We start from the raw sequence: 17,866 nt of genomic DNA, 5'->3' as shown, positions 1-17,866 counted from the left end.
AACATCATGGGAAAAATCACAGGTTTCATGGAATTTGAGCGCATCGAAGAGGGCTACAAGCCGGTCTCCGAGCGCCTCAAGAACTACGGTGAGTTCGTGATCGGTTTGACCGAAGAACAATCCAAAACCCAGGCCGCGCGCTGCATGGACTGCGGTACGCCGTTTTGCAACAACGGTTGCCCGGTCAACAACATCATTCCAGACTTCAACAACCTGGTGTTTGAAGGCGACTGGAAGAACGCGATCGAGGTGCTGCACAGCACCAACAACTTTCCCGAGTTCACGGGCCGCATCTGCCCCGCGCCTTGCGAAGCCGCTTGTGTGGTGAACTTCAACGACGATGCGGTGGGCATCAAGTCGATTGAGCACGCCATCATCGACCGCGCTTGGGCCGAAGGCTGGGTCACACCCCGTCCTGCCAAAGTCAAAACTGGCAAAACAGTGGCCGTGATTGGTGCAGGCCCGGCCGGCTTGGCCGCGGCCCAGCAGCTGGCGCGCGCTGGACACGACGTGACCTTGTTCGAGAAGAACGACCGCGTGGGTGGTTTGTTGCGCTACGGCATTCCCGACTTCAAGATGGAAAAGACGCACATCGACCGCCGCGTCCAGCAGCTCGAAGCCGAAGGCGTGACGATCCGCACCAGCGTCTTGGTGGGCGAGTGGCCCAAGGACTCCAAGGTCACCAACTGGGCCAAGGAAACCATCAGCGCCGAGCAGCTGAAAAAAGACTTTGACGCCGTGCTGCTCACGGGCGGCTCCGAGCAGTCGCGTGACCTGCCGGTGCCAGGCCGTGACCTGGAGGGCATCCACTTCGCGATGGAATTCTTGCCCCAGCAAAACAAGGTCAATGCGGGCGACAAGCTCAAGGGCCAATTGCGCGCTGACGGCAAAAACGTCATCGTGATCGGCGGTGGCGACACCGGCAGCGACTGCGTGGGCACCAGCACACGCCACGGCGCTGTCAGCGTGACCCAGTTCGAGGTGATGCCCGAGCCACCCGAAAAAGAAGACAAGTTGATGGTCTGGCCTTACTGGCCCATGAAGCTGCGCACCAGCTCCAGCCACGACGAGAGCGCCGAAAAAGGCTTGTTGCAGCGCGAGTTCGCCATCTCCACCAAAGCCTTCACCGGTGACAAGGGCAAGGTCACGGGTTTGACCACCGTTCAAGTCGAATTCAAAGACGGCAAGATGGTCGAAGTGCCAGGCACCGAAAAACAGCACAAAGCGGACTTGGTTCTCCTGGCCATGGGTTTCACCAACCCGGTCGCCACGGTGCTCGACGCCTTTGGCATTGACAAAGACGCCCGTGGCAACGCCAAGGCCAGCACCGACTTCACAGGCGGCTATGCCACCAATGTGGCCAAGGTGTTTGCCGCCGGCGACATGCGCCGGGGTCAGTCGCTGGTGGTCTGGGCCATCCGCGAAGGCCGTCAAGCCGCGCGTGCTGTGGACGAGTTCTTGATGGGGGTCAGCGACCTGCCGCGATGAGGAACATTCGTTCTAGGTAAAATCCCTAGAATGTTGGGGCGCTCGCCAGCCCGCCCAAAACCCCCTCCAACCACAAGAGCCGGACCTTCCGGCTTTTGTTTTTTCATGACCACCAGCACACCACCGCCACTCGTTGAATTGCGTGACCTGAGTTTCGGGTACGGCGACCGCGTCATTTTGAAGAACCTCAGCTTCAATGTGCCGCGTGGCCAAGTCACGGCCCTGATGGGGGTGTCGGGTGGGGGCAAAACCACGGTCTTGCGTTTGATCGGTGGGCAGATCCGCGCCAGTGCAGGGCAATTGTTGTTTGATGGGCAGGACATCACCCCCATGCGCCAAACCGAGCTGTATGCTGCCCGGCGCCGCATGGGCATGTTGTTTCAGTTTGGGGCCTTGTTCACCGACATGAGTGTGTTCGACAACGTGGCATTCCCGCTGCGCGAGCACAGCCATCTGTCCGAAGACCTGATCCGTGACATCGTGCTGATGAAGCTCGATGCGGTGGGTTTGCGAGGCGCGCGTGACCTCAAGCCCTCAGAAATTTCGGGTGGCATGAGTCGCCGTGTGGCTCTGGCGCGCGCCATCGCCCTGGATCCGGACCTGATCATGTACGACGAGCCCTTTGCCGGTCTCGATCCGATTTCATTGGGGACTGCGGCCCGCTTGATCCGCCGATTGAACGACAGCTTGGGCATCACCAGCGTGGTCGTGTCCCACGATGTGACCGAGACTTTCGAGATCGCGGACCACGTGGTGATTTTGGCGCACGGCGGTGTGGCGGCCCAGGGTTCACCTGCTGAACTGCGGGCCAGCACCGACCCCTTGATTCACCAATTTGTGCATGCCTTGAGCGATGGCCCTGTGCCCTTCCATTACCCGGCACCTCCCGCGCTGAGTGACTACGGGATGAGGTCCTCATGATCATCCGCTGGTTGACGATTTTGGGCACGGCCACTCGCCAGATGTTGGCCGATTGGGGTTTTGCTGCCCGCTTGTTTTTCAAGCTTTTGGGCATGTCGGGTGCTGTGCTCAAACGTTTTGGCTTGGTCCGTGACCAAATCCATTTCTTGGGCAATTATTCGCTGGCCATCATCGTGGTGTCTGGCTTGTTTGTGGGTTTTGTATTGGGTTTGCAGGGCTACTACACCTTGCAGCGTTACGGCTCTGCAGAAGCCTTGGGTCTTTTGGTGGCGCTCACTCTGGTACGAGAATTGGGCCCTGTGGTGGCCGCTTTGCTTTTTGCCGGGCGGGCAGGAGCTTCGCTCACAGCCGAGATTGGCTTGATGCGGGCTGGCGAGCAACTGACCGCATTGGAGATGATGGCGGTGGACCCGGTTCAACGCATTTTGGCCCCCCGTTTTTGGGGCGGGATCCTCGCCTTGCCCCTGCTGGCTGCCGTGTTCAGTGCCGTGGGCATATGCGGTGGCTACGTGGTCGGCGTGTTGCTCATTGGCGTGGACGCCGGCTCCTTTTGGAGCCAAATGCAGGGGGGGGTCGATGTGTTCAAAGACGTGGGCAACGGCATCCTCAAAAGTGTGGTGTTTGGTGTGGCTGTGACTTTCATCGCCTTGCTCCAGGGCTATGTGGCCAAGCCCACCCCAGAAGGTGTGGCCAGCGCCACCACGCGCAGCGTGGTGGTTTCTTCTTTGTCGGTGCTGGGGCTGGATTTCATCCTCACCGCCATGATGTTCAGCGTTTGAGGAGGACGGCATGCAAAGTTCAAAAAATGATGTGTGGGTCGGTTTGTTTGTGATGCTCGGGGCTGTCGCGGTGCTTTTTTTGGCGCTCAAGGCGGCCAATTTGTTGACCTGGAGCCTGAACCAGGATTACGAAGTGAGCGCCAAGTTTGACAACATCGGTGGGCTCAAGCCTGGCGCAGCGGTCAAGAGTGCTGGCGTGGTGGTGGGCCGCGTCAAGAAAATCGAGTTCGACGGCGAGTCCTTTCAAGCCAAGGTGACCTTGGCTTTGCAAACCGGCTTGGCGTTTCCGCAAGACAGTTCGCTGAAAATTTTGACCAGTGGTTTGCTGGGCGAGCAATACCTGGACGTGTCGCCAGGTGCGGATGAGAAAAATCTGGTCGCGGGCGACAAAATTGGCTCAACCCAATCGGCGGTGATTCTGGAAAACCTGATCAGCCAATTTCTTTACAGCCAGGCTGAAAAACCTGCCGCAGGAAGCACGCAGCCATGAACACCTGGAACCCACGATTCGGGAAAATCCTTGCGATCGCTGGTCTGCTCCTGTTGCAGGCGTGCGCATCGGTCAAAAATGCCGATGTGCGTGACCCTTGGGAGCCCATGAACCGAAGTGTCTACAACTTCAATGAAATGTTGGACAACGTCGCCATCCAACCAGCCGCCAAGGCCTATACCGCTGTGTTGCCGAGCCCCGTGCGCACGGGCATCCACAATTTTGTGGGGAATTTGGGCGATGTTTGGACCTTGGCCAATACCGCCATGCAATTGAAACTGCAGGCCACGGCAGAGACCTTCATGCGCATCTCGGTCAATACCTTCTTGGGTCTGGGTGGCGTGCTGGATGTGGCCACAGAGATGCGGCTTGAAAAGCGCAAAGAAGACTTTGGGCAGACGCTGGGCTACTGGGGTGTCAAGCCCGGTCCGTATGTGGTGCTGCCGGTGTTGGGACCGTCCACTTTGCGTGACGCTTTGGCCACCCCCGTCGACATGCAGGGCAATGTGACCCAGCAGTTCAACGACCCGGCCACGCGCCAAGTTTTGACAGCCACCCGTGTCTTGGATGTGCGTTCGGGTTTGTTGGAGTCTTTGGATGTCATCAAGGCCGCAGCCCTTGACCCTTACTCCTTCGTGCGCGACGCGTATTTGCAAAAACGCGAAAACGATGTGCACGACGGCAATCCGCCTGCCCGATTTGATTATTCAGAGTCTGACGCGCCTTGATGGATGACCTCAAGCCATCCCTGGTGAACGTTACAGTTGTTCACAAGATGCTGGTGGTAAAACCTTATAGTGATGGCATGAAAACTTCGATCCCGATGTCCCTGAGTCGCCGACACGGCCTGCAGCTTGCCGCCTTGGCCCTGGCGTCTGCCTTGGCGCCTGCATGGGCTGCCGATGAGGCCCCGGACGCCTTCATCAAGCGCATCACCAACGACACCTTGGAGCTCATCAAGGCGGACAAATCACTGCGCAGCGGGGACATGAGCAAACTCATCCAGTTGGTGGATGCCAAACTGATGCCGCATGTGAATTTTCGCCGCATGACTTCTTTGGCCACCGGCCCTGCTTGGCGCAAAGCCACGCCGGAGCAGCAAAAACGGCTGCAAGATGAGTTCAAAATTTTGTTGGTGCGCACCTATTCCGGCGCGCTCAGCCAAGTCAGCGACCAGGTGGTGGTGGTCAAACCCCTGCGGGCAGGCCAAGAAGACAAAAATCTGGTGGTCAACACCGAGGTGCGCGGCAAGGGCGATCCGATCCAACTGGATTACCGCTTGGAGAAAACCCCGGGTGAAGGTGCTGGCTGGATGATCTTTGACTTGAATGTTCTGGGCGTCTGGTTGGTTGAGAATTACCGCACCCAGTTCACCAAAGAGATCAATGCCGGGGGCATCGACGCCTTGATTGCCAGCTTGGCGCTGCGCAACAAATCCAACGCCAAACCCGCTTGAGGCGCTTTGACATGTTGCCCTTGAAGTTGCCCAACCGTCTGCTGCATGACCAAGCCAATGCGTGCTTGGCCCAGTGGGTGGCGCAACTGCCGGGCCATTTGCCGCCCTCCGTTGGCCTCGATGCTTCGGAGCTGACCGAGTTTGATTCTTCGGCGCTGGCTGTCATGCTGGGCTTGCGGCGGGAGTTGGTGTTGCGGGGCAGCGCTTTGCAAGTGACGGGCATGTCAGCGCGTTTGCGCGAATTGGCAGGCCTCTATGGGGTGATGGACCTGCTCGAGCCCCACTGAATGCAGGGTTTTCAGGTCTTTTTGACCGGATCCACGGGTTGACCAGCAGGGTCTGTGGGCCAGCACTTAAAATACCCCCTTCACATGCCTGCGCTCTCATTCCAATCCGTCTCTAAAACCTATCCTGCACGCCAGGCGGGAACAGCCGCATTCAAAGCACTCGACCAAGTCAGCTTTGATGTGCAAGAGGGCGAGTTTTTTGGTCTTTTGGGCCCCAACGGCGCGGGCAAAACCACCCTGATCAGCACTTTGGCGGGTTTGACGCGCCCCAGCACGGGCCATGTGCAGGTCCATGGCCACGATGTGCAATCCGATTACGCCGCCGCCCGACGCCTTTTGGGGGTGGTGCCGCAAGAGTTGGTCTTTGACCCATTTTTCACGGTGCGTGAGTCCCTGCGCATCCAGTCGGGCTATTTCGGGGTCAAGAAAAACGAGGCATGGATCGACGAGCTGTTGGACAGTTTGGGCCTGGCCGACAAGGCCGGATCCAACATGCGCCAGCTCTCGGGCGGCATGAAACGCCGTGTCCTGGTGGCCCAAGCCCTCGTGCACAAACCGCGGGTCATCGTGCTCGACGAGCCCACCGCCGGGGTCGATGTGGAGCTGCGTCAGACCTTGTGGCAGTTCATCGCCAAACTCAACAAGCAAGGCCATACGGTCTTGCTCACCACCCATTACCTGGAAGAGGCCGAAGCCCTGTGCGGCCGCATCGCCATGCTCAAGCGCGGCCAATTGCTGGCGCTGGAGCGCACTTCCGATTTGCTGCGCTCGGCCACCAGCCAAGTGCTGCGTTTCAAGCTCGACGGCGACTTGCCGCCTGCCCTGGCCGCCATCGCCCGCGTCACGGGCCGCATTGTTCAGCTGCCCGTGCACAACGCGGTCGAGATTGAAAAACACCTCGCCACCATCCGCACCGCCGGCTTGGTCGCGGAAGACGTGGAAATTCGCCAAGCTGACCTGGAAGATGTCTTCCTCGAAGTCATGAACCGCAAACAAACCGCATCGGGAGCGCTGGCATGACGGGCTGGCAAACCCTGCTCTACAAAGAGGTGCTGCGTTTTTGGAAAGTCGCTTTCCAGACCGTGGCCGCGCCCGTGCTCACCTCGGTGCTGTACATGCTCATCTTTGGCCATGTGCTGGAAGACCATGTCAAGGTCTATGACAAGGTGTCTTACACCTCGTTTTTGCTGCCTGGTTTGATGATGATGGGCGTGTTGCAAAACGCGTTTGCCAACAGTTCGTCGAGCTTGGTGCAAAGCAAGATCATGGGCAGCTTGGTGTTTCTTTTGCTCACACCCTTGTCACACCGCAGCTGGTTTGTGGCCTATGTGGGTTCTTCGGTGGTGCGCGGTCTGGCGGTGGGCTTGGGCGTGTTTGTCATCACCGGCTGGATGGTCAACATCACCTTTGTCAATCCACTGTGGATTTTGGCTTTTGCCGTCATGGGCGCTGCCATGATGGGCTCGTTGGGTGTGATCGCCGGTTTGTGGGCCGAAAAGTTCGACCAAATGGCGGCCTTTCAGAATTTCATCATCATGCCCATGACGTTTTTGTCGGGCGTTTTTTACTCCATTCATTCGCTGCCACCCTTTTGGCAAAAACTCAGCCACTTGAACCCGTTTTTCTACATGATCGACGGCTTCCGGTATGGCTTTTTTGGCCAAAGCGATGTGTCGCCCTGGATCAGTTTGGCGGTGGTCGGTACCGCCTTGGCGGCCATCGCGGGCCTGACCCTTCACCTCTTGCGCATCGGCTACAAAATCCGAAGCTGAAACCCCATGAACGCTGAGCAACTCCAAGCCATCATCGCCGCAGGCCTTTCGTGCACCCACCTCACGGTGGAGGGCGATGGCCGCCACTGGAGTGCCGTGGTCGTGTCCGAAGCCTTTGCCGGCATGCGTCCCATCGCTCGCCACCAAAGGGTGTACGCCACGCTGGGCCAAAAAATGCATACCGACGAGGTGCACGCCTTGTCGATGAAAACCTACACGCCCGCTGAATGGGCCGCACAAGCGAAATGAACCGAAGGCCTTCGGGCCCAACGCACCGACCTGACCCATGGACAAACTGAAAATTCGCGGTGGCCACCGCCTGCAAGGCACGCTCGATGTGTCGGGTGCCAAAAACGCTGCCCTGCCCGAGCTGTGCGCGGCTTTGTTGAGTGCCGAGCCTGTGACGCTGGCCAATGTGCCGCGCCTGCAAGACGTCTCGACCATGCTCAAGCTGATCCGCAACATGGGCGTGACGGCCGAGCACCACGAAGACGGTCGCGTCACCTTGGACGCGGGCGCTTTGAACAACCCCGAAGCGCCCTACGAGTTGGTGAAAACCATGCGCGCCTCGGTTCTGGCACTGGGTCCCCTGCTGGCCCGCTTTGGCCATGCCAAGGTGTCTTTGCCAGGCGGCTGCGCCATTGGCTCGCGCCCGGTTGACCAGCACATCAAAGGCCTGCAGGCCATGGGCGCTGTCATCACGGTGGACCATGGCTACATGCTGGCCAGCTTGCCCGCGGGCCGCGCGCGCCTCAAAGGCGCACGCATCACCACCGACATGGTCACCGTCACTGGCACTGAAAACTTCATGATGGCCGCGGCCTTGGCCGAAGGCGAGACGGTGCTGGAAAACGCGGCCCAGGAGCCTGAAATTCCAGACCTGGCCGAGATGCTCATCAAAATGGGCGCCAAGATCGAAGGCCATGGCACGCGCCGCATCCGCATTCAGGGTGTGGAGCGTTTGCACGGTTGCGCGCACCAAGTGGTGGCAGACCGGATTGAAGCGGGCACCTTCTTGTGCGCTGTGGCTGCGACAGGCGGCGACGTGGTCCTGCGCCATGGCCGCGCCGATCACCTCGAGGTTGTGATCGAGAAGCTGCGCGACGCCGGAGCCACGATCGAAGCGGGTGTGGACTTCATCCGCGTCAAGGCCGATGGCCGCCTGAAGGCGCAGAGCTTTCGCACCACCGAGTACCCGGGCTTTCCGACCGACATGCAAGCGCAATTCATGGCGCTCAACTGCATCGCGCAGGGTGCCAGCAAGGTCACCGAAACCATTTTTGAAAACCGCTTCATGCACGTCAACGAGCTGGTGCGCCTGGGTGCGCACATCCAGATCGACGGCAAAGTGTCGGTGATCGAGGGCGTTGAAAAGCTCTCGGGTGCGACGGTCATGGCGACGGACTTGCGGGCTTCGGCCAGCTTGGTGATTGCCGGCTTGGTGGCCGAAGGCGAAACCGTGGTTGACCGCATTTACCACCTGGACCGCGGCTATGACCGCATGGAACTGAAACTGCGCGGCCTGGGGGCCGACATTGAAAGAGTGAAATGATCACGCTGGCCCTGTCCAAAGGACGCATCTTTGACGAAACCCTGCCGCTGCTCCAAGCCGCGGGCATCGAGGTGCTGGAAGACCCCGAAAAATCGCGCAAGTTGATCTTGCCCACCAACCAGCCCAACGTGCGCGTGGTGTTGGTGCGTGCCAGCGATGTGCCCACCTATGTGGAGTACGGCGGTGCCGACTTGGGCGTGACCGGCCTCGATACCTTGATTGAGCACGGCGGCCAAGGCCTGTACCAGCCGCTGGACCTGAACATCGCCAAATGCCGCATGAGCGTGGCCGTGCGGGCCGATGACGACTACGCGGCGCTGGTGCGCACGGGTGCCCGCCTGAAAGTGGCCACCAAATACACCGCGATTGCGCGCGAATTTTTTGCCACCAAGGGTGTGCACGTGGACCTGATCAAGCTCTATGGCAGCATGGAGCTGGCGCCACTCACGGGCCTGGCCGACGCCATCGTCGATCTGGTGTCGACCGGCAACACGCTCAAGGCCAACCACTTGGTGGAGGTCGAGCGCATCATGGACATCAGCTCGCGTCTGGTCGTCAACCAAGCCGCACTCAAGCTCAAACAAGCGCCGATCCGCGCCATCATCGATGCCTTTGCGGGCGCGGTGAAGAAAGACTGAACATGGGATTGCACGCCAAACCATTGCAACTGAACACGGCGGACGCCGGTTTTGAAGCGGCCTTCGCGGCGCGCCTGCACTGGTCTGCCGACACCGACGCGGCCATCGAGCAGCGTGTGGCCGACATCCTGGCCGATGTGCAAAAGCGGGGCGATGCAGCCGTGCTCGACTACACCCAGCGCTTTGATGGCCTGCAAGCGGCCGATGTGACAGCGCTCGAGATCACCCAAACCGAGCTGCAGTCCGCCTTGGACAGCCTGCCTGCTCCCCAGCGCGAGGCCCTGCAGGCCGCCGCCGCCCGGGTTCGCCAGTACCATGAAGCGCAAAAGAAAGCGTCCGGCGAGAGCTGGAGCTACCGCGATGAAGACGGCACGCTGCTGGGCCAAAAAGTCACGCCGCTCGACCGCGTGGGCATCTATGTGCCTGGTGGCAAAGCGGCATACCCCTCTTCGGTGTTGATGAACGCCATTCCTGCCCATGTGGCCGGGGTGCAAGAGATCATCATGGTGGTGCCCACGCCGCAGGGCGTGCGCAACCCGCTGGTGCTGGCCGCCGCGTGTGTGGCAGGCGTGAGCCGCGCCTTCACGGTGGGTGGTGCGCAAGCCGTGGCCGCGCTGGCGTATGGCACGGCCACCATCCCCAAAGTGGACAAGATCACCGGCCCGGGCAACGCCTATGTGGCCAGCGCCAAAAAGCGTGTGTTCGGCACCGTGGGCATCGACATGATCGCGGGCCCCTCAGAAATTTTGGTCTTGGCCGACGGCTCCACCCCCGCCGAATGGGTGGCGATGGACCTCTTCAGCCAGGCCGAGCACGACGAGCTGGCGCAAAGCATTTTGCTGTGCCCGGATGCGGCGTACATCGCCCAAGTGCAGGCCGCCATTGACCGCCTGCTGCCGCAGATGCCGCGTCGCGAGATCATTGCCAAGAGCCTGAACGACCGGGGTGCGCTGATCCTCACGCGCCACATGGAAGAAGCCTGCGCCATCAGCAACCGCATCGCGCCCGAGCACTTGGAGGTGTCGAGCCGCGAGCCGCACCGCTGGGAGCCCTTGCTGCGCCACGCAGGGGCCATCTTTTTGGGCGCTTTCACCAGCGAATCGCTGGGCGACTACTGCGCCGGCCCCAACCACGTGTTGCCCACCAGCGGCACGGCACGTTTCTCCTCGCCCCTGGGCGTGTACGACTTCCAGAAACGCAGCAGCTTGATCGAGGTGAGCGAAGCCGGTGCGCAGCCGCTGGGCCGCATCGCCGCCGAGCTGGCCTATGGCGAAGGCCTGCAAGCGCACGCCCGCGCCGCCGAATTGCGCCTGAACCCTGTGCCCCCCATGCGAGACACACCATGAGCCAAGTCCGTCCTGAACTCCTGCAAAGAATCCGCCAAGACGTGCAGTCCATGCACGCCTACGCCATCCAGGACTCGGTCGGCATGGTCAAGCTCGACGCGATGGAAAACCCGCACCGCCTGCCTGCAGATTTGCAAAAGGCCTTGGGTGAACGCCTGGGCGCGCTGGCGCTCAACCGCTACCCCGATGGCCGTGTGAATGAACTGCGCCAAGCTTTGGCCCAATACGCCGGCATGCCCGAAGGCTTCGACATCATGTTGGGCAACGGCTCCGACGAATTGATTTCCTTGCTGGCGCTGGCTTGCGATGTGCCTGGCGCTTCGATTCTTTCGCCCTTGCCCGGCTTTGTGATGTACGCCATGAGCGCTCAGCTGCAAGGCTTGGCCTTCCATGGTGTGCCGCTCACGGCCGACTTCGAACTCGACGAAGCCGCCATGCTGGCCGCCATAGCTGAGCACAAGCCGTCCATCGTCTATTTGGCTTACCCCAACAACCCCACGGGCAATTTGTGGCATGACGAGGTGATCGAGAAAATCGTCCTCGCGCAAGGTGCGCAAGGCGGTTTGGTGGTCATGGACGAGGCCTACCAACCCTTTGCCAGCCGCAGCTATGCCGACCGCATCACGCGCCACTCGCATGTGCTGTTGATGCGCACGCTCAGCAAATTTGGTTTGGCCGGGGTTCGCTTGGGTTACATGATCGGCCCCAAGGCCCTCATCGCCGAGATCGACAAAGTGCGCCCGCCTTACAACATCAGCGTGCTCAACTGCGAGTGCGCCCTGTTTGCGCTGGAGCACACCGATGTGTTTGCGGCCCAAGCCAAAGACCTGCGCGAGCAGCGCACCCGTTTGTTGAAAGCGCTGGCCGCCATGCCCGGCGTCACCCCCTTCCCGAGCGAGGCCAACATGATTCTGGCCCGCGTGCCCGATGCGGCCAAAACCTTTGACGGCCTCAAGGCCCAAGGGGTGTTGATCAAGAACATTTCTAAAATGCACCCATTGCTGGCCAACTGCCTGCGCCTGACGGTGGGCACGGCCACCGAAAACGACCAACTCCTCGCCGCTTTGAAAGCCTCCTTATGAACCGCACCGCTGCCGTCACCCGCAAAACCGCCGAGACGAAGATCCGAGTGGCCCTCAACCTGGATGGCACGGGCCAGGCCAAACTGGCCTCGGGCATCGGTTTTCTGGACCACATGCTGGACCAAATCGCCCGCCACGGCCTGATCGACCTGGACATTGCCTGCGAAGGCGACCTGCACATCGATGGCCACCACACCGTCGAAGACATTGGCATCACCCTGGGCCAGGCGTTCGCGCAAGCCATGGGCGACAAAAAAGGCATCCGCCGTTACGGTCACGCCTATGTGCCGCTCGACGAAGCTTTGAGCCGTGTGGTGGTGGACTTTTCGGGCCGCCCAGGTTTGCACATGGATGTGAATTTCACCTCCGGCTCGCTGGGCTCGCTCGACACGCAACTGGTGTACGAGTTCTTCCAGGGCTTTGTGAACCATGCGCTGTGCACGCTGCACATCGACAACCTCAAGGGCGTGAACGCGCACCACCAGTGCGAGACCATCTTCAAGGCCTTCGCCCGCGCCGTGCGCGCCGCGCTCGAACTCGATCCCCGCTCGGCGGGTGTGATCCCTTCCACCAAAGGAAGTCTCTGAGCATGAGCGTCAACCGCGTCGCTGTTGTGGACTACGGCATGGGCAACCTGCGCTCGGTGGCGCAGGCGGTGATGCATGCGGCCTCCAGCGTGGACCATGCCGAAGTCACCGTCACGTCGGATTCGCAGGTCGTGCGCGACGCCCACCGGGTGGTCTTGCCGGGGCAGGGCGCCATGCCCGATTGCATGCGCGAGCTGCGTGAGTCCGGCTTGATGGAGGCTGTGCTCGAAGCCGCGGCATCCAAGCCCCTGTTTGGCGTGTGCGTGGGCATGCAAATGCTGCTCGACCACAGCGACGAGGGCGATACGCCCGGCTTGGGCCTGATCCCTGGGCGCGTGGTCAAGTTCGATTTGGCCGGACGCATCCAGCCCGATGGCACCCGCTACAAAGTGCCGCAAATGGGCTGGAACCAGGTCTGGCAAGAGGCACCGGCGCACCCCTTGTGGCGCGGCATTGCGGACGGCAGCTGGTATTATTTTGTGCACAGCTTTTATGCCCAGGTGGCCAACCCGGCGCACAGCGCGGCCCAGACCGATTACGGCGGCCGCTTTGCCTGCGCCACGGCCCGCGACAACATTTTTGCCACCCAGTTTCACCCCGAAAAAAGCGCGGCCCAAGGCTTGGCCTTGTTCCGCAATTTCCTCCACTGGCAGCCTTGAGAAGTTTTCACTGCCGTTATTCAGCCCCTCAGCCTTTTTAAATTCGCCATGATTCTGATCCCCGCCATTGACCTCAAAGACGGCCACTGCGTTCGCCTCAAACAGGGCGATATGGACCAAGCCACGACATTCGGCGAAGACCCGGCTGCCATGGCACGCACCTGGCTCGAAAAAGGCGCACGCCGTCTGCATCTGGTGGATTTGAACGGCGCCTTCGCGGGCAAGCCGCAAAACTTCAGTGCCATCAAGTCCATTCTCAAGGCCGTGGGCGACGACATCCCGGTGCAGCTCGGCGGTGGCATCCGCGATCTGGACACGATTGAAAAATACATCGACAGCGGCCTGCGCTACGTGATCATCGGCACCGCCGCCGTGAAGAACCCCGGCTTCTTGAAAGACGCCTGCACCGCTTTTGGCGGCCACATCATCGTGGGCCTGGACGCCAAGGACGGCAAAGTCGCCACCGACGGCTGGAGCAAGCTCACTGGCCACGAGGTGGTGGACCTGGCCAAGAAGTTCGAAGACTGGGGCGTTGAGTCCATCATCTACACCGACATCGGCCGCGACGGCATGTTGAGCGGCATCAACATCGACGCCACCGTCAAACTGGCCCAAGCCCTCCACATTCCCGTGATTGCCTCAGGCGGTCTGTCCAACATGGCCGACATCGAGCAGCTCTGCGCCGTGGAAGACGAAGGCGTGGAAGGCGTGATCTGCGGCCGCGCCGTGTATTCGGGCGACCTCGACTTCGCGCTGGCGCAGCAACGCGCCGACGAACTGAACGGTTGAACCCCACAGGACAAGCCAGATGAGCGGGCAGGCCACTTGTCGCGACACCGTGTTCGCAGGCCTGCCGGCTTGCGAGTTGGCGTTGCCGCAAGGTGATCGCTTGGTGGTGGCCCTGCACGGCGCGCATGTGCTGTCTTGGGTGTCGGGCGGCCAAGAGCGGCTGTACCTCAGCCCCCACAGCGTGATGGACGGCCAAGCCGCCATCCGCGGCGGTGTGCCCGTCTGCTTTCCGCAGTTCAACCAACGCGGCCCCCTGGCCGAGCGCCTGCCCAAACACGGCTTTGCCCGCAACGTGGCCTGGCAGGCCGATGCGCCCGAACTGGGTGCCGAGCATGCCCGCCTTGCCTTGCGCCTGAGAGACAACGCCCAGACCCGCCAGTGGTGGCCGCAAGCCTTTGCCTTGGCGCTGCACATCGATCTGAGTCCAGGTGCCTTGCAGCTGACCCTGAACATCCACAACACCGACGCCCAGCCCTTGGCGTTTTCGGGCGCACTGCACACCTATTTGGCCGTGCCCGATGTCACGCAGGCCACGCTGCAGGGCTTGGGTGGTCAGCCCGAGTGGGATTCACTCACCAACTCGCATGCGCACGCGGCCGAGGCGATCGGCTTTGCCGCCGAATTTGACCGCGTGTACGAAGCTGCACCGAATCCGCTGACGCTGAACCAAAGCCTGCACATCAGCCAAAGCCCCAGCTGGGCCAACACCGTGGTCTGGAACCCCGCGCAAGACCTGTGTCAACGCCTGGCCGACATGCCAGGCGGCGGCTGGCGACAGATGCTCTGCGTCGAAGCCGCGCAGGTCTACGAACCCATCACCTTGCCAGCGGGCGGGCGCTGGGCGGGTTGGCAGCGCTTGCAAGTGCGCAACCCCTGAACCATCCAAAAAGAGAAGTCGCCATGCTCGCCAAACGCATCATCCCTTGCCTCGACGTGACCGGCGGTCGCGTGGTCAAGGGCGTCAACTTTGTCGAACTGCGCGACGCCGGCGACCCGGTTGAAATCGCGGCCCGCTACAACGAGCAGGGCGCTGACGAGCTGACTTTCCTTGACATCACCGCCACCAGCGATGGCCGCGACGTGATCCTGCACATCATCGAAGCCGTGGCCAGCCAGGTCTTCATCCCGCTCACCGTGGGCGGCGGTGTGCGCACGGTCGAAGACGTGCGCCGTTTGCTCAACGCAGGCGCCGACAAAACCAGCTTCAACTCGGCCGCCATTGCCAACCCCCAGGTCATCCGCGATGCGTCGGCCAAATACGGCGCGCAATGCATCGTGGTGGCGATCGACGCCAAGCGCCGCACACCCGAGGACGAGCAGCGCATCGGCACCCACGGTCTGCCCATGGGCCCTGGCTGGGACGTGTACAGCCACGGCGGCCGCAAAAACGTCGGCCTGGACGCCGTGGCCTGGGCCAGCCAAATGGCCGAGTTCGGCGCAGGCGAAATCCTGCTCACCAGCATGGACCGCGACGGCACCAAAAGCGGCTTTGACCTGCAGCTCACCCGCGCCGTGAGCGACGCCGTGAGCGTGCCCGTGATCGCGTCCGGCGGCGTGGGTAACCTGGACCACCTGGCCGATGGCGTGAGCATCGGCGGCGCGGATGCGGTGCTGGCCGCCAGCATCTTCCACTACGGTGAATACACCGTGCAACAGGCCAAAACGCGCATGCGCGAGCGCGGCATCGCCGTGCGTTTGTGATGCGCTGATCCATCGATCACGTAGAAAGCCAGGCCCCCATCGGGCTGGCGGGGCCCCCCTGATTTGTCCTTGCGATCTTTCCTGCTGATTCAAAACCGATGCCACACCGGCCACACCCAGCGTGCGATGGGTGGCGCTGCCCGCCGGGCTGCATGGCACGCCAGTGCATAAAAATTGCGCTATATGGTGTTCATTTTTCAATGTTGACGCTATAGTGCACGTGAAAAACCGCTCTCTCACCTGATCGGGCAAACGGGTGGACTGCAAAAGGGGCAGCGGGTGTCATGGCCCATTTTCACCAGCACAAAGCCATGGCACACCTTTCATGTCAACCGTCAGGCCTCGCCCATACACCAGTCGCGCCTCCTGGTTTCTGAAGGCGCAGCAAAAGGAGGAAAGAAAATGGCCACAAGAAAAACAGATGCCAATACCGAGAAGATCGTTCTGGCTACGGACGTCCTGAATGTGATCCAAGACGAGGTCAAGCCTCTCCCGAAGCACGTTCTTGAGCGGCTGATTCAAGGTCGAACGCAGCGGACACAGATTCTTCACGGCTCTGCGCTTGAGCAGCATGACCACCTCAAGCCGTATGCGTACACAGTGGTGAAGATGAACTTCATCCATGAAGACGATGTGATTCGATGCGCACGAATGCTTCAGTGGTCAGACGAGCGCATGCGCGCAAGAACCGATCCCGTGATTCTCTGGGCTTGGAAAGAGTCGTACCGCGACAAGATGCTGATGGAGTTCTCGGTGGCTTGGTATTCCAAGGACTACTTTGAGGCAAGGAAAGATGCTTTCCAAGACACCAGCCATGCGAGTTACTACAGCAAGTTCGGTTTGTCACCCAAAGACATCAAGACCGAGCACGTGTTGGTGAAGGGCAAGGCCTAAGCCACCCTTCCACCGGACGCGCCGCCAATCGGCGGCGCGGACGCCTTGCAAGCCGCCAGCAATATGGCTTCGAAAGGGGCTGTTTTGTGCGGCTGCAGTTCATAGGCCAGCAGGGTTTCTTGGCCGTTCAATTTGAACTTGTAGACGAACACACCCGCGAGGTCGCCTTTCTTTTCTTCGCCCAGCTGCGGATTTTGAAGAATGGCTTTGATGGCTTCATCCAGTGTTTTCTTGTCCCGGGCGTGCAGTTTTTTGGCCACCCGGTTGAACGATGGCGAGGCGCTGACTTGCAGCATCAGCCAAACTCAAGCGCAGCCAGTCCAGCTTTGACTTCTTCACGCGAGAGCATGGTGTCTTGAATCAGCCGCAAAGGCATGTCCGGGTTGTCGATCACGGCTTTGCCGATGCGTGCCCAATACTCGATTTGCCGTGGCACCGAGCGGTGCTCTGCGGCGGCGTAAGGTTTGGCGTCTTCGACCAACTCGTCCGATAGTTTCATTGCAACAGCCATGGGGCATCTCCTTGGTGGGTTGTATTTTGCAACCAATGGGTGTTTTGTGCAACCCGGCAAGTCTTGGATGCAGCTGGATTCACGGTGCTACAGGCTGCGAATCCAGCCCTGACACCCCAATGTCTTAAGATCACCCCCCTATGAACTGGCTCGATCAAATCAAATGGGACGACAAAGGCTTGGTGCCTGTGATCGCCCAAGAAAAAGACACTGGCGACGTGCTGATGTTTGCCTGGATGAACCGCGAGGCTTTGCAAAAGACGGCCGAGCTGAAACGGGCGGTGTATTTCAGCCGCTCGCGCAACAAGTTGTGGTTCAAGGGCGAGGAGTCTGGCCATGTGCAGACGGTGCACGACATCCGCATCGATTGCGACAACGATGTGGTGCTGCTCAAGGTGACCCAACTGGGGCATGAGCCGGGCATTGCCTGCCATACGGGCCGCCACAGCTGTTTTTTTCAGAGCCTGCAGCCGCACGGCTGGCAGGCGACCGATCCGGTCCTGAAGGACCCTGAAACCATTTACAAGTGAGCGAGCCCAAGCCTATGAGCAACCAGGACATCCTTGACCGACTCGCGGCCGTGGTCGAAAGCCGCAAACCCGCCAACGGTGGCGACCCCGAAAAAAGCTATGTGGCCCGCCTGCTGCACAAAGGGCCCGACGCCTTTTTGAAGAAGATCGGCGAAGAAGCCACCGAAACCGTCATGGCCGCCAAAGACGTGGACCACGGCGGGGACAAAGCCAAGCTGGTGGGCGAGGTGGCCGACCTGTGGTTCCACAGCATGATCGCGCTGGCGCACTATGGCTTGACGCCGGCTGATGTGGTCAAGGAGCTGGCCCGGCGTGAAGGACTGAGCGGCCTGGAAGAAAAAGCCCTGCGCAAAGTGCAAGAGCGCGAGCGCTTGGGCGAATAAG

Annotated in this window: 25 protein-coding genes; 22 read left to right on the top strand and 3 right to left on the bottom strand. The window is 60.7% G+C overall.

Translation table 11 applies throughout. The annotated features are described in order from the left end of the window. Positions 1-6 precede the first annotated feature (6 nt). From B9Z31_RS09565 to hisF, 19 genes are all read left to right on the top strand, one after another. Positions 7-1,488: a glutamate synthase subunit beta gene (locus B9Z31_RS09565; protein ID WP_100119334.1), complete on the top strand. Its 1,482-nt coding sequence runs from the start codon at positions 7-9 to the stop codon at positions 1,486-1,488. 105 nt (positions 1,489-1,593) lie between these two features. After that, positions 1,594-2,409: an ABC transporter ATP-binding protein gene (locus tag B9Z31_RS09560; protein WP_100119333.1), complete on the top strand. Its 816-nt coding sequence runs from the start codon at positions 1,594-1,596 to the stop codon at positions 2,407-2,409. Continuing rightward, entirely contained in the window at positions 2,406-3,188 is a 783-nt protein-coding gene (mlaE, locus tag B9Z31_RS09555) for a lipid asymmetry maintenance ABC transporter permease subunit MlaE (RefSeq protein WP_100119332.1), read from the top strand. Before B9Z31_RS09560 ends, mlaE begins: the two co-directional genes overlap by 4 nt. A 10-nt stretch (positions 3,189-3,198) precedes the next feature. Continuing rightward, entirely contained in the window at positions 3,199-3,678 is a 480-nt protein-coding gene (mlaD, locus tag B9Z31_RS09550) for an outer membrane lipid asymmetry maintenance protein MlaD (RefSeq protein WP_100119331.1), read from the top strand. Then, positions 3,675-4,406, top strand: a complete 732-nt coding sequence (locus B9Z31_RS09545) for a VacJ family lipoprotein (protein WP_100119330.1) — start codon at positions 3,675-3,677, stop codon at positions 4,404-4,406. Before mlaD ends, B9Z31_RS09545 begins: the two co-directional genes overlap by 4 nt. 77 nt (positions 4,407-4,483) lie before the next feature. After that, positions 4,484-5,134: a phospholipid-binding protein MlaC gene (locus B9Z31_RS09540; protein ID WP_233200876.1), complete on the top strand. Its 651-nt coding sequence runs from the start codon at positions 4,484-4,486 to the stop codon at positions 5,132-5,134. 11 nt (positions 5,135-5,145) lie between these two features. After that, positions 5,146-5,421 carry a lipid asymmetry maintenance protein MlaB gene (locus tag B9Z31_RS09535; protein WP_100119328.1) on the top strand — a complete coding sequence of 92 codons (276 nt, stop codon included), beginning with the start codon at positions 5,146-5,148 and terminating at the stop codon, positions 5,419-5,421. Positions 5,422-5,505: 84 nt separating this feature from the next. Beyond that, complete coding sequence (locus B9Z31_RS09530) at positions 5,506-6,441, top strand: ABC transporter ATP-binding protein (RefSeq protein WP_100119327.1); 936 nt, start codon at positions 5,506-5,508, stop codon at positions 6,439-6,441. Further along, positions 6,438-7,193, top strand: a complete 756-nt coding sequence (locus B9Z31_RS09525; protein ID WP_100119326.1) for an ABC transporter permease — start codon at positions 6,438-6,440, stop codon at positions 7,191-7,193. Before B9Z31_RS09530 ends, B9Z31_RS09525 begins: the two co-directional genes overlap by 4 nt. Positions 7,194-7,199: 6 nt before the next feature. After that, positions 7,200-7,442 carry a BolA family protein gene (locus B9Z31_RS09520; protein WP_100119325.1) on the top strand — a complete coding sequence of 81 codons (243 nt, stop codon included), beginning with the start codon at positions 7,200-7,202 and terminating at the stop codon, positions 7,440-7,442. 37 nt (positions 7,443-7,479) lie between these two features. Next, positions 7,480-8,745, top strand: coding sequence for a UDP-N-acetylglucosamine 1-carboxyvinyltransferase (gene murA / locus B9Z31_RS09515; RefSeq protein ID WP_100119324.1), 1,266 nt, complete (start codon positions 7,480-7,482; stop codon positions 8,743-8,745). Continuing rightward, a complete protein-coding gene (hisG, locus tag B9Z31_RS09510; RefSeq protein ID WP_100119323.1) occupies positions 8,742-9,383 on the top strand; it encodes an ATP phosphoribosyltransferase in 642 nt (213 codons plus the stop codon). The genes murA and hisG overlap by 4 nt, the downstream gene beginning before the upstream one ends. A 2-nt stretch (positions 9,384-9,385) precedes the next feature. Continuing rightward, positions 9,386-10,729, top strand: coding sequence for a histidinol dehydrogenase (hisD, locus tag B9Z31_RS09505; protein WP_100119322.1), 1,344 nt, complete (start codon positions 9,386-9,388; stop codon positions 10,727-10,729). Continuing rightward, positions 10,726-11,811 (top strand): histidinol-phosphate transaminase, encoded by a 1,086-nt coding sequence (gene hisC / locus B9Z31_RS09500; RefSeq protein WP_100119321.1) that lies wholly within the window; start codon positions 10,726-10,728, stop codon positions 11,809-11,811. The genes hisD and hisC overlap by 4 nt, the downstream gene beginning before the upstream one ends. Then, the gene (gene hisB / locus B9Z31_RS09495) at positions 11,808-12,398 is read left to right on the top strand and encodes an imidazoleglycerol-phosphate dehydratase HisB (RefSeq protein ID WP_100119320.1); all 591 of its coding nucleotides are present in this window, start codon (positions 11,808-11,810) and stop codon (positions 12,396-12,398) included. Before hisC ends, hisB begins: the two co-directional genes overlap by 4 nt. A 2-nt stretch (positions 12,399-12,400) precedes the next feature. Further along, positions 12,401-13,057 carry an imidazole glycerol phosphate synthase subunit HisH gene (gene hisH / locus B9Z31_RS09490; RefSeq protein ID WP_199174473.1) on the top strand — a complete coding sequence of 219 codons (657 nt, stop codon included), beginning with the start codon at positions 12,401-12,403 and terminating at the stop codon, positions 13,055-13,057. Between the two features lie 48 nt (positions 13,058-13,105). Then, positions 13,106-13,846 (top strand): 1-(5-phosphoribosyl)-5-[(5-phosphoribosylamino)methylideneamino]imidazole-4-carboxamide isomerase, encoded by a 741-nt coding sequence (gene hisA, locus B9Z31_RS09485; RefSeq protein WP_100119319.1) that lies wholly within the window; start codon positions 13,106-13,108, stop codon positions 13,844-13,846. Positions 13,847-13,865: 19 nt separating this feature from the next. After that, positions 13,866-14,723: a D-hexose-6-phosphate mutarotase gene (locus B9Z31_RS09480; RefSeq protein WP_100119318.1), complete on the top strand. Its 858-nt coding sequence runs from the start codon at positions 13,866-13,868 to the stop codon at positions 14,721-14,723. A 23-nt stretch (positions 14,724-14,746) separates the two neighbouring features. Continuing rightward, complete coding sequence (hisF, locus tag B9Z31_RS09475; RefSeq protein ID WP_100119317.1) at positions 14,747-15,547, top strand: imidazole glycerol phosphate synthase subunit HisF; 801 nt, start codon at positions 14,747-14,749, stop codon at positions 15,545-15,547. Between the two features lie 282 nt (positions 15,548-15,829). Here the strand turns inward: hisF and B9Z31_RS15375 are convergent, their stop codons facing one another. Continuing rightward, positions 15,830-16,120, bottom strand: a complete 291-nt coding sequence (locus tag B9Z31_RS15375) for a hypothetical protein (RefSeq protein ID WP_143473834.1) — start codon at positions 16,118-16,120, stop codon at positions 15,830-15,832. Between the two features lie 36 nt (positions 16,121-16,156). Here B9Z31_RS15375 and B9Z31_RS15370 point away from each other — a divergent pair, with 36 nt between their 5' ends. Then, positions 16,157-16,441 carry a hypothetical protein gene (locus B9Z31_RS15370; protein ID WP_143473833.1) on the top strand — a complete coding sequence of 95 codons (285 nt, stop codon included), beginning with the start codon at positions 16,157-16,159 and terminating at the stop codon, positions 16,439-16,441. Here B9Z31_RS15370 and B9Z31_RS09465 read toward each other — a convergent pair. Further along, entirely contained in the window at positions 16,438-16,737 is a 300-nt protein-coding gene (locus B9Z31_RS09465; RefSeq protein WP_100119315.1) for a type II toxin-antitoxin system RelE/ParE family toxin, read from the bottom strand. The genes B9Z31_RS15370 and B9Z31_RS09465 overlap by 4 nt on opposite strands. Further along, complete coding sequence (locus B9Z31_RS09460; RefSeq protein WP_100119314.1) at positions 16,737-16,952, bottom strand: hypothetical protein; 216 nt, start codon at positions 16,950-16,952, stop codon at positions 16,737-16,739. Before B9Z31_RS09460 ends, B9Z31_RS09465 begins: the two co-directional genes overlap by 1 nt. A gap of 140 nt (positions 16,953-17,092) precedes the next feature. On the opposite strand from B9Z31_RS09460, the gene hisI reads away from it, so the two are divergent. Then, positions 17,093-17,482, top strand: a complete 390-nt coding sequence (gene hisI, locus B9Z31_RS09455; RefSeq protein WP_100119313.1) for a phosphoribosyl-AMP cyclohydrolase — start codon at positions 17,093-17,095, stop codon at positions 17,480-17,482. Between the two features lie 14 nt (positions 17,483-17,496). Further along, positions 17,497-17,865 (top strand): phosphoribosyl-ATP diphosphatase, encoded by a 369-nt coding sequence (locus tag B9Z31_RS09450; protein WP_100119312.1) that lies wholly within the window; start codon positions 17,497-17,499, stop codon positions 17,863-17,865. Position 17,866 lies beyond the last annotated feature (1 nt).

The sequence above is a fragment of the Limnohabitans sp. G3-2 genome (genome assembly GCF_002778275.1).
GTDB lineage: Bacteria > Pseudomonadota > Gammaproteobacteria > Burkholderiales > Burkholderiaceae_C > Limnohabitans_A.
This window is presented reverse-complemented; position numbering and strand designations above follow the sequence as displayed.